Here is a 14,299-nt window from a genome sequence, read left to right as displayed (position 1 = left end):
CTTGCATTATTTAGCCCCCTCTTTCCACCAGTTTTGGATGATCCAAGGTTCTGCCTGGTAATACAAAGGAGGCTCTGGGTAGCGCATCTCATTACGGAAGGCAACTCGGTGAGTGGGGTTGTACCACTGCGGTATCACGTAATAGCTATTCCACAGTACACGATCGAGCGCTCTGCAAGCAGCACGCAACTCTTCGCGATTCTGCGCCTTAGTGATTTCTTCGATTAAAGCGTCTACGACTGGCGACTGCACACCAATGATATTGTCTGAACCCTTTTCTTTGGCGGCCTGGCTACCAAAACGATCCCACAATTCATTACCAGGATTCTGAGAATCTGGGAAGCGAGTGGTTGTCATATCGAAGTCATATTCATTCATGCGCTTTTGGTACAAGGCAAAATCGCTCGTACGAATATCAAGCTGAATACCCAACTTTTCTAAGTTGCGACCATAAGCAGAGAGGATTCTCAAGAAAAAACCGCCGTTCTCCACCATCTCCATACGAAACGGTTCACCCTTTTCATTGCGCAAAGCACCGTCACGATACTGCCAGCCAGCGTGCATGAGTAATTCACGAGCTTGACGCAGATTTTGACGAAGACTACCCGGTGACTTGGTTGATGGTGGTAATGGCATCGGACCAAACACCGCATCTGGCACCCATTGTGGATATTTCGCCTTGAGCGGTTTGAGTAATTTGAGTTCTGCTTCTGTGGGTTTACGGGGCCCATCGAAGTTTGCGCTTAAATCACTATTAGTGAAGAAGCTATTAATACGACCGTACTGATCAAAAAATATTTGGCGATTCAACCACTCGAAATCCAAAGCTAAGCCTAATGCTTGCCGCACGCGCGGATCTTGAAAAATCGGTTTACGTACATTCATGGCAAAGCCCTGCATACCTGCGCCATTATGGTTAATGAAGGCCTTCTTTAAGAGTGTGTCATTGTCAAATTTAGAACCGACATAACCCTTCGCCCAAATCTTGGCGCGATATTCCACTAGAGCATCAAACTCCCCTGCTTTGAATGCCTCGAGTCGCACAGCATCGTCACTATAAAGCTTGTAGAGCACGCGATCAAAGTTATAGAAACCCACCCGCACATTTAATGGCTTTGCAAGTTGATCAGCCCAATACTGCGGGTTTCTTTTAAAGACAATCGATTTCCCCGCCTTAAAGGACTCAATCAGATAGGGGCCACTGCCAATCGGTGCGTCAAAGGCTAGCTTATCAAAAGCAATCATGCTGCCATCAGGACGCCTTCCCCAGTTACGAGAAAAAATGGGCAGCGTTCCTACCATGATCGGCAATTCAGTATTGTTGTTCTTAAAGTCAAACCGTACTACTCGATCTGAGATGACGACTGCTTGTTTCACATCAGCAAACGTCGTTTTATAGCGAGGATGTGCAAGGCCACTCATCAAGGTGTCAAAACTATGTTTTACATCTGCCGCTAATACTGGACTGCCATCTGAAAATTTGGCTTCTGGACGAATACGAAACGTGACTGACTGACGATCCTTAGCTATCTCAATATCATCAGCAAGTAGGCCATAAATACTAGATACTTCATCCGCACTCCCCTCGGCTAGGGATTCAAACATCAAATCTATTCCTGGGGCCGTGACACCCCGCAAGGTGAATGGATTGAACTTATCAAAACTGGTTCTTTGCCCAGGATTTGGCAAAGTCAGAGTGCCGCCTCTGGGGGCATTGGGATTGACATAGTCAAAATGGGCAAATCCATCTGCGTACTTCGGCTTACCGTACTGCGCTATACCTTGCGCCGCTTGCGCAATATTGCTGCCAACCCCAACTAGCAGGGCTAACAGCAAGAAATGAGCAATTTGGCGAAAAGGGGTATGAGCTGACATATATGCAACAATTGTAGATAGCAAATCATATTTGAAGTAAAGGACACATCATGGGCTTTCTCTCCGGCAAAAAAATCCTCATTACCGGCCTCCTCTCCAACCGCTCTATTGCCTATGGTATTGCCAAGGCCTGCCATCGCGAAGGCGCTGAACTTGCCCTGACTTACGTGGGTGAGCGCTTTAAGGACCGAATTGTCGATTTTGCAAAAGAATTCAATACCGAACTCATTTTTGACTGTGATGTTGGTAGCGATGCGCAAATTTCTGCCCTCTTTAAAGATCTAGCCAAATCCTGGCCTCAATTTGATGGCTTTGTCCATGCGATTGGCTTTGCCCCACGTGAAGCGATTGCTGGTGACTTTTTGGAGGGCCTCTCGCGCGAGGGCTTCAAGATTGCTCATGATATTTCTGCTTACAGTTTCCCAGCAATGGCTAAGGAAGCATTGCCAATGCTGCGCGATAAATCTTCATTACTAACATTGACCTACCTTGGGTCAATGAAGAATGTTCCCAACTACAACACCATGGGTTTAGCCAAAGCATCCCTCGAAGCTTCCGTGCGTTACCTCGCTGGCTCCGTTGGTCCTAAGGGTATCCGTGCGAATGGTATTTCTGCTGGCCCGATCAAAACCTTGGCTGCTTCTGGCATTAAAGGTTTCAGCAAAATTTTAGAAGCGGTTGAACAAACTGCACCACTGCGTCGCAACGTCACGATTGATGATGTTGGCAATACCGCTGCTTTCTTGTTATCGGATTTAGCCAACGGTATTACCGCTGAAATCATCTATGTTGATAACGGCTTTAGCCAAGTCGTTGGTGGAATGGAAGACGCTTGAGTAGTTCGGTTTCATTAGGCGAAGCCCTCAAATTCTGGGCTAAGTTAGGCTTTATTAGTTTTGGAGGGCCCGCAGGACAAATCGCTGTCCTACATCAAGAGTTAGTAGAGAAGCGTCGCTGGATTTCTGAGCGGCGCTTTTTACATGCGCTGAACTATTGCATGGTCTTGCCTGGCCCCGAAGCCCAGCAACTAGTTACCTATATTGGGTGGTTAATGCATCGTAGTTGGGGCGGCATTCTGGCTGGCACCCTATTTGTATTGCCCTCGCTATTGATTTTGATTGGCCTGTCTTGGGTATATCTCACCTATGGACAAGTGCCTTGGATCGCTGCGATTTTCTTTGGCATCAAACCGGCGGTCACTGCTATTGTTTTGCATGCAGCAGTGCGTATTGGCAAACGTACGATTCACAATCAAGCGTTGCAATGGATTGCATTGGGTTCATTCTTAGCAATCTTTATTTTAAACTTATCGTTCCCTATCATTGTTTTGCTTGCTGCCGCTATTGGTTACTGGGGCGGCAAGCGTTACCCAGAATACTTTCAGCAAAGCGGTCATAACAACAAAGCAGTGAAAAGCTCCGGCAAGGCCATCATTGATGATGACACCCCTACCCCAGCGCATGCTCAATTTCATTATCAAAAAACTTTAGTTCATAGCGCCATTGCCTTTGCTTGCTGGCTACTTCCGATGAGCATCTTGATAGCTATCTTTGATTGGAAAACGCTCTTTCCCAATCTTGCTTGGTTCTTTACAAAGGCAGCCTTTCTGACTTTTGGTGGCGCCTATGCCGTGTTGCCATATGTCTACCAAGGTGCAGTAGATCAATTTCATTGGTTAAGTGCCAACCAAATGATTGATGGTTTGGCTCTTGGTGAAACGACGCCGGGACCACTGATCATGGTCGTTGCTTTTGTTGGTTACCTCGCTGGACATATTCAGCACCTCATTGGCAATAGCAGTCCATTTTGGTTTGGTGCACTAGGGGCAGTTGTGGCTACTTGGTTTACCTTCTTGCCATCCTTCTTCTTCATCTTGGTTGGTGGACCCTTGGTGGAATCAACCCATGGCAAGATGAGCTTTACAGCACCTCTCACAGCGATTACAGCAGCAGTGGTTGGCGTGATTGTCAATCTTGGTCTCTTTTTTGCTTATCACGTATTTTTACCCCATGGTCTAGGTGGCGCCATCTCTTGGATCTCTATGCTAATTTGTGGCTTGGCAGCGATAGCCCTCTTTAAATTCCAAAAAGGGGTGATGACCGTATTGGGTGGCTCGGCCTTAGCGGGCCTGTTGATCCACTTTTCCGCTATTTTGATCCACTAAGATTCTTTCCTAAGATTGGCATAATAGAAGTTATGCGAATCGAACCTCAAACCATCACCCATCTTCAAGAGTGGCTCGGTAAAACGGAGTCTCTATCTGACACCGTCACTGCCGCGCCAGTGCGCGCTTTATCAGCAACCCTAGATAGGCCTGATCCCGAACCCAGTAAGGGCAGCTTCCTACCTGAACTATGGCATTGGCTCTATTTTTTACCTCATGCACGACAGTCTGAAATTGGTCCTGATGGCCACCCCAAGCGTGGCGGCTTCTTACCACCCGTTCCTCTGCCACGTCGGATGTGGGCTGGTAGTCGTATTCAATGGCTAGAGCCAATTAGCGTCGGTGATGAGATTCAGCGTGTTTCGAAAATTGAATCCGTTACTCATAAAGCAGGTCGCACTGGTGATTTAATTTTTGTTTTGGTGAAACATGAAGTCTCAAATCAACAAGGCTTAGCCATCATTGAAGAACATGACATCGTCTATCGTGATGCGCCTGGTCCTGATGACAAACCGGTGGCACCAACACCGGCGCCTACCGATGCCAAGTGGAGTAAAACGATTACTCCCGATGATGTTCTCTTATTTCGTTACTCAGCATTAACTTTTAATGGACACCGCATTCATTACGACCGTCAATACGTTACTGAAGTGGAAGGCTATCCAGGCTTGATCGTTCATGGTCCGTTGATTGCGACACTCTTGGTTGATCTTGTGCGTCAGAGTATTCCCAGTTGCAAGTTAAAGAGTTTTGAGTTCCGCGCGATACGCCCTACCTTTGATATCAATCTCTTTAAAGTTAGTGCTAAGCCTGATCTAGAAAAAGATCCTTCTGGCAAAACACTTGCAATATGGGCGCAAGACCACGAAGGCTGGCTCACGATGCAAGCTACCGCTGTTCTTGCGTAATAAGACAGTCGTTTAAAAAAGAAAACTTGAGGCCGCAGCCCGATGAGTAATGAACATTTATCTCGTGAATTAGCAAGCTTTGCTAGCAATCTAAAAATTGCTGATATTCCTAACGATGTGATTAGTCGCGCAGAGGATCTTTTAGTAGACTGGTTTGGATCTGCAATTGCGGGTAAGGGTTCGCGCCCTGTAGAAACGCTTACCCAGTTCGCCCAAAATATGGGTGGTTTTGATGCTACTCATACTGGCCCTTCTGAAATCCTGATCAATCGTAAAACCTCGAGCCCATTCTTAGCAGCGATGGCGAATGCTGCGGCCTCACATGTAGCAGAGCAAGATGATGTTCACAATGGCTCAGTCTTTCATCCGGCTACTGTAGTTTTTCCTCCAGCCTTAGCCTGTGCGCAAGCGATTGGGGCCTCTGGTGAAGATATGCTGGTTGCCGCAGTAGCAGGATATGAAGTAGGCATTCGGGTAGGAGAATTTTTAGGCCGCTCACACTACAAAGTTTTTCACACTACGGGTACTGCAGGTACGCTTGCAGCAGCTGCTACTGTCGGTCGTTTACTCAAACTCAACCCTGAAAAAATGCTTAATGCTTTTGGTTCTGCAGGCACTCAATCGGCAGGTCTTTGGGAATTTTTACGCGATGCCGCAGACTCTAAGCAATTGCACACGGCACACGCTGCCGCCACTGGCTTAATGTCGGCCTATATTGCACAAGCTGGTTTTACTGGCGCACAGCATATCCTAGAAGGCAAGCAAGGTTTAGCTGCTGGCATGTCTAGCGATGCAGACCCTAGTAAATTAGTGGACCGCTTAGGTAGTCGTTGGGCTTTAGCAGAAACGAGTTTTAAATATCATGCCTCTTGTCGCCATACCCATCCTGCTGCTGATGCTCTTCTGCAAGTCATGCTTGCCAACAAACTCAAACCTAGTGATATCGCTAAAGTGGAAACTTTAGTACACCAAGGTGCAATTGATGTCTTGGGTCCAGTGACCGATCCTGCAACAGTGCATCAATCGAAGTTTTCTATGGGCACTGTATTAGCAATCATTGCACACTATCAGTTTGCTGGCTTACAAGAATTCGATGAACACTTCCATGATGAAGCGATTTGCTTGTTTAGAGATCGCGTCACGATGACGCTCGATCCCGAAGTGGATAGCGCTTATCCCCAACGTTGGATTGGCAAAGTCAAAGTTCATTTGAATAACGGTCAAGTTCTCGATGGTCGCGTTGATGAACCCAAAGGCGATCCTGGCAATACCCTTTCACGCGCTGAAATCACCGATAAGGCAATGCGCTTAGCTGCCTTTAGTGGTGGAGCTCATCCAGCTGAGATGAGTAAAGCAATTGATCTCTTGTGGAATATCCGCAAACAGGCCAAGATGGGCTCTTTACTTCCTAACAATTAAATTCCCAATTTAGACTTTCATGAATCCACTTGATACCCCGCTAGGCTTTAGTTGTGACTTTTTATTTGTGCCAGGCACTCGCCCCGAGCGTTTTATCAAAGCCCTGGATAGCGGTGCTCATGGGGTTATCTTAGATCTAGAGGATGCTGTAGCAGAAGAAGATAAAGAGACAGCTCGTAATGCAATCCGCACTGCTTGGCCGCAGTTTTCAGCTGAACAAAAGAAGCGTCTTGTGATTCGCACCAACTCTCCGGGAACCAAGTTTTATTCCGCTGATTTGATTCTGGCCCAAGAATTACAAGTAGCCTGCTTACTGATTCCCAAGAGCGAGTCCGTTGATCAAATCAACGGTGCAGCCCTAGTGCTACCGAACACCGCCATCATTCCCATGATTGAAACAGCGATTGGCTTAGACCGACTCCGAGAAATATCCACCGCCAATCAAGTGCTCCGTCTTGCCCTAGGCAATCTTGATTTACAAGCTGACTTGGGCATGATCTGTGATCCTCAAGAAACCGAACTGCAAACGGCTCGCTATCAAATCGTTTTAGCTTCCCGCTTGGCTCAAATTGCCCCTCCAATTGATGGGGTGACACCCTCAACCGATGATCTGCCTCGCATCACTGACGATGCTGAAAGAGCGAAACGGATGGGCTTTGGCGCAAAACTGTGTATCCATCCTAAGCAAGTGGCTATTGTTCAGACTGCATTTATGCCCACTGAAGAAGAAATTCGATGGTCCCAGAGAGTGATCGAAGCAGATCATGCCTCAAAAGGGGGTGCTGTGAAGCTGGATGGCAGAATGATTGATCGCCCAGTGGTCCTATTGGCCCAAAGAACGCTGGCGCTTGCTGGTAAACACTAATCCCCAGCAAAGCTCATTTTTATCAAAAAAACTGGCAAAATGGCTCTTAACGAATCTGTACCCCAACGTTTTAATCACTAATACTAGAGACTAACTATGAAATTACGTAAATCACTTTTCACTGGTTTCTGCGCAATGGCTGCTTCAGCACTACTCGCTGGCAATGCATTGAGTGCAGATGTTTACCCAAATAAACCGATTACGCTTGTTGTACCCTTTTCTGCTGGTGGTCCAACTGACGCTGTTGCGCGTCTGATTGCCGTACCAATGGGCAAAGAATTGGGACAAACGGTCATTGTTGAAAATACCGTTGGTGCTGGCGGCACGATTGCTGCAACCCGGGTGGCACGTTCTGCTCCAGATGGTTACACCGTGTTTATTCACCACATGGGTATGGCAACCGCACCAGCTTTGTACAAAAAATTAAACTTTGATCCAATGAAGGATTTTGAATACATCGGCCAAGTAGTAGATGTACCCATGGTGCTCTTAGGTCGTAAGAATTTCCCACCGAATAACTTTAAAGAGTTAGAGGCTTACATTAAGGCTAATAAAGATAAAGTCACTTTGGCAAATGCCGGTCCTGGTGCAGTGTCTCAGTTATGCGGCCTCTTATTCATGTCACGTGAAGGTGTTGAATTAACCACCGTACCTTACAAGGGAACTGGTCCTGCTCTAACAGATTTACTGGGTGGGCAAGTAGACCTCCTTTGTGATCAGACTACACAGACTGTTCCTTACATTAAAGATGGCTTGGTTAAAGCTTATGGTGTGACAACACCAAAGCGTCTGCCAGCTCTGTCGAACATCCCTACTTTGGATGAACAGGGCCTTAAAGGGTTCGAAGTAAAAGTTTGGCATGGTATGTATGTCTCCAAGGGCACGCCTCCTGCGGTTGTTAATAAGATTAACAAGGCACTGAACGTTGCTCTGAACGATCCAGAAGTCAAAGCCCGCTTAGCGGAGTCCAACATTGAAATCGTTTCACCAGCAAAGAGAACTCCAAAAGGATTGCAAGATCATCTCGATGCTGAAATCAATAAATGGGGTCCTGTGATTCGTAAGGCTGGAGCTTACGCAGACTAAGCAGTTCACTCTGTCTATGAATAAAGCCAGCTACACGCTGGCTTTATTTTTGATCTCAACCCGGTCTAAATAAATAACCAGAGCGGAACTTCTCTTTGCGCTTTTGAAGAAACAAACTCACTAGCGCAAAGATTGACCAGATTACCAAGAGTGGATCCAATAGGTAATCCCAAAGATTAGCAGACTCATGCCAATGAATGACCCAAGCAATGATAGCTAGGCCAATGATCCAAGTTCCCTTAGTCCAATTGGCAAGCGCACAAATGACAGCCGATAGAAGTACGGCAAGCAAGAAAATATTCGAGCCGTAACCCCATGCATAAGGATCAATCATGCTCAGACCTAATGCAAAAGGATAAAAACAGAGTGCAATGATGGCAATACTCCACTTAAATGCTAGGGGCGCACCCTTATGACTAGGCAGCAAGGTGCTCCATAACAGCAAAGTGCTCACGATACTTAAATCACCGACCACCCCACGCACATAAGCCGCTAATGGAAGCTCCATAAACATCCCTAGTCGCCAAAAAAAGAGGTTGGTCAGTACGAATAACAAGAGGAGTTTTGCTGCTAATGGAAATTTCAGTTGAGAGAACTTTTGAATTCCTAACATGAGGACTAAAGAGCAAGTGATAGACATCTCTATCAAAGCAAAGGTTTGTATCAGATCATTCATTATTGCGCCTCCTTCACTTCGATACTCGATCCAGCATTGCTTTGTACCGGCAACTGACTATAAGCACGCTCAAGCCATGCGCTGGAGAAATACAGATGCCGAATCTTTTTACGATCCCAGGTATAGACTAAGTGCGCATCGCTACCACTGGCGCTAATTAGGTAGGGATAAGAAAACTCTTTGCGCTCTTGGTCTGGTAACGCTTCATCATTTTCTAGCACCTCAACAACTTGCCATTGTCCCGACTTGGGATTGCTCATCATCAATACCAAGCGATAGCGCCCTGCCTCAATATTATTCAGCACTAATAGATGGGCGCCGTTCTTCAGAGTTAATCCGGCTACCGCAGAATTAGGATTCTCAATTTCCAGATCGGTAGCAGATTGCCATGATTGGCCCGCATTTCGCGTGAGACTCACCGGAATGCGCTTTGCTTGCCCAGCGCTTCTAGTTTGTCTGAAATATGCAGTAGCATCTTGGGCTTCATTCACAAACACAGCCGGCTGAATTGCGCTACGACCCGAACTCATACGCCGCTTATCAATGACTTGAGTTATATCTAACCTCAAAAACTCACCAAAGCGGCCGATCCATTCATGATAAGCCGGAAGTCCCAAGCGTCCATCGGTCATTTGCACTGCAGGCGACTTCACTAAGGTACTTAGATTAACAAATGGCGAAGTAATTAAGCGTTGAGGACGACCCCAAGTCAAACCATCATCATCTGACAACATGGTAGAGATTGAACTTCCAGCCCAGCCCCCAATCGAGACCGTCACAAAAAATAATTGCAAGCGGCCATCTGGCAAACGCGCAGGAACGGGGTTGCCTAATTTGGCGATATAGCGTGATAAGCCTTTTTCAGCACCCACTCGATCGATCACCACTGTAGGTGCCGCCCAAGCGTTTGTTTTGGGATCAAATACGGCTGTATTAATCACCACATCAGGCGCGCCTTCGCGGCTACCTGCAAACCAAAACGCTCTGATAGCACCATCTTTTAATGCAATCAGTGAAGCAGCATGCACAGACGGTGCACCGGTATCGGGCAGCCAATCAGTACGCGGGCTAGCGATAGAAGGTTGTGAAGGTACTTTTGTCTTGGCGGTTACTTTACCTTCTGGCTGCGCTTGATTTGTTTCATCTGCTTCTTGTGCAATCACTTCATTTCCTGAAAATGGCGCCCAAGCAGGGCGACTATCAATATGGAGAAATCCAATGACAGCAGCTAGTAACAAAAAACAGAGGGCAATCACACGACTCATCTACAAACATCCTTTACATTCAACAACTCAGTATTAGAAACCGGTGTTGCTATTAAGTACTCATTAACAAAAAGATGTTCACCAACCTTACCAAGTAACATGGCTTTAATCTCTTCATCAGAGTGACGCGCCCTCATTTCCATTCTTTGGCCAATGATCTGACATGAGCTACAAATGCTAGGCGCAACGCCTAATGGAGACTGCACCGCAACTAAGGGATAGGTTTTGATAAGACCCTCTACATCACCAGCCTCTTTAGCAAGATAGCCATGCAATTGAGCACCTGGTAATAGCAAGCGATATTCTTCATCTTTTGCCCGATAGTCACAGGGAATCCAAACATCTTTACCATTGACTTGCGCAATCGTCGCTGCAGAAAAGCGACCCAAATGCCCCTCTAATGGACTAAGACTACTCGTAAGTGCACAGTAAATTAAAAAGCATCCGATGAGTGCCAAAGTCTTACAGTGACCTCTCTTGATCAGACCCAGTAAAACAATGATGAAAGAGGTGCCCATCAATAGCCAGTGCAGCGGGTGATACATCCACGACTCTGAACTACCATCAAAATGAGAGCCTTGTAAATGCAACCCAAGCCAGAACAAAATCGCTAGCACCATACCCTGCAATACCAAGCTAATGCGAAAGCCCCATAAAGGCAAATGTTCCCAGCGCACAGCAATCAGTACTGCAAAAGCAGGCATCACGGGCAAGAGATAACGACCAGAGCGTTGACTTGGTAAGCTGAACACCAGCAAGAATGTAGTAATTAGCAAGAATAATAAAATTTCTTCTGTCGACAAAAGACGACGTTCACGCCAACATTGGGTTAATGTGGACAGAAGTACAAATGTAAATAAGCCAGCATTAGCGATCGTCGTAATGAGCAACATCCAGATGCTATCGCCACCGCGAACCAAATCTAGCAAGTAGTTAGAGCTACGTGCGGCAAACTTACCAGCATTCTCACCCAACACAAATTCTTTCCAAACTGCATCTGGCTGAGGATCAAGAGCAAACCATAAACCGAAAACGCCCAAGGCCAACAGGCCAATGAGGATTAATTTATAGAGATCTCGAATGAGTGTTTGAGAAATATTCCATTTTCGCCAGTGCCAGTAATACAAGCCGAGCGCTAAGGAAGCAGGAACAATATACGCAAACGATTTTGCAAAGAGTGCTAAACCAAAACTCAGGCCTGCCAATAGTGGAAATAAGAGTTTGGACTCAAAGGCGCTCTTCCCCCAATATAAAAGCGCCAAAAATGGCAAGCTTAGCCACAGCACTTCTGGAGGGTCCGTGAGAAATGGGCGCCCATAACGATAAGTTGCAAAAAAAGATAACCAAACGAAGGCTGCCAAGAATCCAGTTTGGGTATTACCGGTAAATCGACGTACTGCTAAAAAGAGAAAAAAAGCAGTGAGCCCTGTATAGAGAACGCTAGGCAAACGTAAGTTTTCGAGACTCCATTGGCTTGCCCAACTGGTACTCACAATGCCTTGCCAAAAAATCAATGGGGGCTTGGTATTTTTAATCCCGTCCATTTGAGATTGGAGTGGCAACCAATGACCAGTATCAGCTGTCATCCGAACAATATGCATATAAGGATATTCGTCACCATTTTTAGGGGCAAAGCGACTATCCAAGCCATAAAGATAGGTAATTACCACTAAAACGAGGGTAAGGAGTGCATATCGAAGGGTAAAGGAACCACGCATACCTATAGTTTATAGGCTTAAGCCCCCTGCCAATGAAAAGCTGACATATACACTTTATTGAATGAGCTTATGAAAAATCCCTATGAGTCATATACCCCTAATCATGGATTTCTTGTTTAAGATAGGGCTAGAAACTTTTATGCGACCGCTTACTTTTGGCGCATATTCATCAGAACGGAGATTGCTTCCTATGCAAGCTAAACAAATAAAGTCTGCCCTATTGATGGGCGCCCTTGTTCACTTTTATGCATTGACTGGTATCAGCCATGCACAAAGTGCCGATGCCACCAAGTTATATCACCGTGGATTAGCTGCGACTTGCGCTAACTGCCATGGAACTGATGGTAAGGGTGTGGTTGATGGTGGCATGCCACTCATCAACCAATTGAGCAGCGAGCAAATGCTGACCCAACTCAAGGCATTTAAATCTGGAGCGCGTGAAGGCACCATCATGCCGCAGTTAGCCAAAGGCTACTCTGACGAGCAACTCGAAATCATCGCCATTCAACTCGGCAAGAAATAATAGGAGCACATCATGGATCGTCGTCACTTTATTGGCCACAGTGCAGCAACACTGGGATTACTTGCTGGCTTCTCTGGTCAAGCACGCGCAAACTTACAAAAAGCAGAAATCCTCGTTATTGGTGGCGGCTATGGTGGTGCTACCGCCGCTAAGTATCTGCGCCTCTTTTCAAACAACACCGCTAAGGTAACCTTAATTGAGCCCAATGCTTCGTTTGTTTCTTGCCCACTCTCGAATTTAGTGATTGGCGGCTCACGTAAGCTAGCAGAGCTTACTAGTCCATATGACAATTTGAGCAAACGTCATGGCATCAAGATTATTCAGGACAGCGTGGCGAGTATTGACCCAGATAAGAAGACCGTGAAGCTTGCATCCGGAAAAACACTTCCTTATGACAAAGTCATTGTTTCGCCCGGTGTTTCCTTAATGATGAATAGCATTGAAGGGCTTGCGCAAGCCAACAAAGCGGGCGTCACCCTCCAAGCATGGAAGGCTGGAGCTGAGACTGTTGCTCTCCATAAACAACTCGCCTCCATGCGCGATGGTGGGACTTATGCCCTGAGTATTCCAGAAGCTCCTTATCGTTGCCCTCCTGGCCCTTATGAACGCGCCTGCCAAGTAGCGAGCTACTTCAAGCAGAACAAGCCGAAGTCAAAGGTGCTCATCCTCGACGCCAATCAAGATGTCACTTCTAAGGGCGCCTTATTTAAGAAGGTATGGGCTGAACAATACGCTGGCATGATCGAGTATCTGCCAAAACATAATGTGACTGCTGTAGATGCTAAAACCAAAACGATTAAGTTTGAAATACAAGATGACCTCAAAGCGGATGTTTTGAACTTATTGCCAGCCATGAGCGCTGGTGACATCGCTGTCAAAACTGGTCTTGCGAATTCGAATGGACGCTGGGTGAATGTGAACTTCATCAATTTTGAATCGACTGCTCAAAAAGATATCCACGTATTGGGCGATTCGATTCAAGTGGCCTTTGCTATGCCTAAATCCGGACACATGGCTAACCAGCACGCTAAAGTTGCAGCCGCAGCCATTGTGGCCGAACTCAGCGGCTGGGAAATGAATCCCGCCCCTGTGTTGACCAATACTTGCTACAGCTTTGTCAATGCCAAAGAAGTGGTACACGTAGCGAGCGTTCATCAATACATCACCGCTGAAAAGACCTTTAAGCCAGTCCCTGGTTCTGGGGGAGTCTCACCTGGCCCAACCACCCTAGAAGGTGTTTATGCCTGGGGCTGGGCTCACAATATCTGGGCTGACACCCTTGGTTAATTTTGCCCATTTGAGAAGTACACAGAAACTCATTGATAAAACGATAGAGGCCTTATAAATATGACCCCGACTTCCCCAAAAGACGCGAACAAGATTGAGGCTATCGTAGAAAAATGGACAGTGCCTATTGGCAACCTATTTGTCTCGCTCTTTCATCGCATTGCCTTGTTTGGCATTGGTGCTGCTACCGTTTGGTCTGCAGCAGTCGCCTTCATGGGAATGGTAGGTAAAGGGGTTGCATCGATTGAAGACTTACTACTTCTATTTATCTACTTAGAAATTGGCGCGATGGTTGGTATTTATTTCAAGACCAACCACATGCCCGTGCGCTTCTTGATCTATGTCGCCATTACTGCGGTCACTCGCCTCATTATTGATTTAGTCAATACCAAGCATGAAGCGGATATGGCAATCCTTCTCATGGGGTTAACTATTCTCATCTTGGCCATCGCAAATGCGATTGTGCGTTACGCTTCCTTTAAATTCCCCAGCAGATCCGGGGAAAGTGAATAA

At 46.4% G+C, this 14,299-nt stretch carries 13 protein-coding genes; 9 read left to right on the top strand and 4 right to left on the bottom strand.

Features of this window, described 5'->3' with window-relative positions:
• Positions 1–6: 6 nt before the first annotated feature.
• Positions 7–1,875 (bottom strand): extracellular solute-binding protein, encoded by a 1,869-nt coding sequence (locus tag C2756_RS03665; RefSeq protein WP_215320119.1) that lies wholly within the window; start codon positions 1,873–1,875, stop codon positions 7–9.
• Between the two features lie 50 nt (positions 1,876–1,925).
• On the opposite strand from C2756_RS03665, the gene fabI reads away from it, so the two are divergent.
• The 6 genes from fabI (at position 1,926) to C2756_RS03635 (ending at position 8,317) form a co-directional block, all read left to right on the top strand.
• Positions 1,926–2,711, top strand: coding sequence for an enoyl-ACP reductase FabI (fabI, locus tag C2756_RS03660; RefSeq protein WP_215296699.1), 786 nt, complete (start codon positions 1,926–1,928; stop codon positions 2,709–2,711).
• Positions 2,708–4,039 (top strand): chromate efflux transporter, encoded by a 1,332-nt coding sequence (gene chrA / locus C2756_RS03655; protein ID WP_215320117.1) that lies wholly within the window; start codon positions 2,708–2,710, stop codon positions 4,037–4,039. The genes fabI and chrA overlap by 4 nt, the downstream gene beginning before the upstream one ends.
• Before the next feature lie 32 nt (positions 4,040–4,071).
• Positions 4,072–4,947 (top strand): MaoC family dehydratase N-terminal domain-containing protein, encoded by an 876-nt coding sequence (locus tag C2756_RS03650; RefSeq protein WP_215320115.1) that lies wholly within the window; start codon positions 4,072–4,074, stop codon positions 4,945–4,947.
• Positions 4,948–4,989: 42 nt separating this feature from the next.
• A complete protein-coding gene (locus C2756_RS03645) occupies positions 4,990–6,366 on the top strand; it encodes an MmgE/PrpD family protein (protein WP_215320113.1) in 1,377 nt (458 codons plus the stop codon).
• Between the two features lie 19 nt (positions 6,367–6,385).
• Positions 6,386–7,231, top strand: a complete 846-nt coding sequence (locus tag C2756_RS03640) for a CoA ester lyase (protein WP_215320111.1) — start codon at positions 6,386–6,388, stop codon at positions 7,229–7,231.
• A 96-nt stretch (positions 7,232–7,327) separates the two neighbouring features.
• Positions 7,328–8,317 (top strand): tripartite tricarboxylate transporter substrate binding protein BugD, encoded by a 990-nt coding sequence (locus tag C2756_RS03635; RefSeq protein WP_215296694.1) that lies wholly within the window; start codon positions 7,328–7,330, stop codon positions 8,315–8,317.
• Between the two features lie 55 nt (positions 8,318–8,372).
• On the opposite strand, the gene C2756_RS03630 is transcribed toward C2756_RS03635, so the two are convergent.
• The 3 genes from C2756_RS03630 to C2756_RS03620 are packed head-to-tail and all read right to left on the bottom strand — an operon-like array spanning position 8,373 to position 11,976.
• Positions 8,373–8,993, bottom strand: a complete 621-nt coding sequence (locus C2756_RS03630) for a hypothetical protein (RefSeq protein ID WP_215296693.1) — start codon at positions 8,991–8,993, stop codon at positions 8,373–8,375.
• The gene (locus tag C2756_RS03625) at positions 8,993–10,258 is read right to left on the bottom strand and encodes an exo-alpha-sialidase (protein ID WP_215320109.1); all 1,266 of its coding nucleotides are present in this window, start codon (positions 10,256–10,258) and stop codon (positions 8,993–8,995) included. Before C2756_RS03625 ends, C2756_RS03630 begins: the two co-directional genes overlap by 1 nt.
• Positions 10,255–11,976, bottom strand: coding sequence for a glycosyltransferase family 39 protein (locus tag C2756_RS03620; protein WP_215320107.1), 1,722 nt, complete (start codon positions 11,974–11,976; stop codon positions 10,255–10,257). The genes C2756_RS03625 and C2756_RS03620 overlap by 4 nt, the downstream gene beginning before the upstream one ends.
• 190 nt (positions 11,977–12,166) lie before the next feature.
• On the opposite strand from C2756_RS03620, the gene C2756_RS03615 reads away from it, so the two are divergent.
• From C2756_RS03615 to C2756_RS03605, 3 genes are read left to right on the top strand one after another with little or no spacing between them, the layout of a single operon-like run.
• Positions 12,167–12,499, top strand: coding sequence for a c-type cytochrome (locus C2756_RS03615; protein ID WP_215296690.1), 333 nt, complete (start codon positions 12,167–12,169; stop codon positions 12,497–12,499).
• Between the two features lie 12 nt (positions 12,500–12,511).
• Positions 12,512–13,786: an NAD(P)/FAD-dependent oxidoreductase gene (locus C2756_RS03610; protein WP_215320105.1), complete on the top strand. Its 1,275-nt coding sequence runs from the start codon at positions 12,512–12,514 to the stop codon at positions 13,784–13,786.
• Positions 13,787–13,846: 60 nt separating this feature from the next.
• The gene (locus C2756_RS03605) at positions 13,847–14,299 is read left to right on the top strand and encodes a phosphate-starvation-inducible protein PsiE (RefSeq protein WP_216860801.1); all 453 of its coding nucleotides are present in this window, start codon (positions 13,847–13,849) and stop codon (positions 14,297–14,299) included.

The sequence above is a fragment of the Polynucleobacter sp. UB-Siik-W21 genome (assembly GCF_018687415.1).
GTDB lineage: Bacteria > Pseudomonadota > Gammaproteobacteria > Burkholderiales > Burkholderiaceae > Polynucleobacter.
The sequence above is the reverse complement of the archived record's forward strand: the minus strand, read 5'-3'. Positions and strand labels throughout refer to the sequence as shown.

Coding starts and splice junctions, on each gene's coding strand:
- C2756_RS03665 (WP_215320119.1), bottom strand. CDS start 1,875: ATGTCAGCTCATACCCCTTTTCGCCAAATTGCTCATTTCTTGCTGTTA.
- C2756_RS03615 (WP_215296690.1), top strand. CDS start 12,167: ATGCAAGCTAAACAAATAAAGTCTGCCCTATTGATGGGCGCCCTTGTT.
- C2756_RS03610 (WP_215320105.1), top strand. CDS start 12,512: ATGGATCGTCGTCACTTTATTGGCCACAGTGCAGCAACACTGGGATTA.
- C2756_RS03620 (WP_215320107.1), bottom strand. CDS start 11,976: ATGCGTGGTTCCTTTACCCTTCGATATGCACTCCTTACCCTCGTTTTA.
- C2756_RS03650 (WP_215320115.1), top strand. CDS start 4,072: ATGCGAATCGAACCTCAAACCATCACCCATCTTCAAGAGTGGCTCGGT.
- C2756_RS03625 (WP_215320109.1), bottom strand. CDS start 10,258: ATGAGTCGTGTGATTGCCCTCTGTTTTTTGTTACTAGCTGCTGTCATT.
- C2756_RS03605 (WP_216860801.1), top strand. CDS start 13,847: ATGACCCCGACTTCCCCAAAAGACGCGAACAAGATTGAGGCTATCGTA.
- C2756_RS03630 (WP_215296693.1), bottom strand. CDS start 8,993: ATGAATGATCTGATACAAACCTTTGCTTTGATAGAGATGTCTATCACT.
- C2756_RS03640 (WP_215320111.1), top strand. CDS start 6,386: ATGAATCCACTTGATACCCCGCTAGGCTTTAGTTGTGACTTTTTATTT.
- fabI (WP_215296699.1), top strand. CDS start 1,926: ATGGGCTTTCTCTCCGGCAAAAAAATCCTCATTACCGGCCTCCTCTCC.
- C2756_RS03635 (WP_215296694.1), top strand. CDS start 7,328: ATGAAATTACGTAAATCACTTTTCACTGGTTTCTGCGCAATGGCTGCT.
- C2756_RS03645 (WP_215320113.1), top strand. CDS start 4,990: ATGAGTAATGAACATTTATCTCGTGAATTAGCAAGCTTTGCTAGCAAT.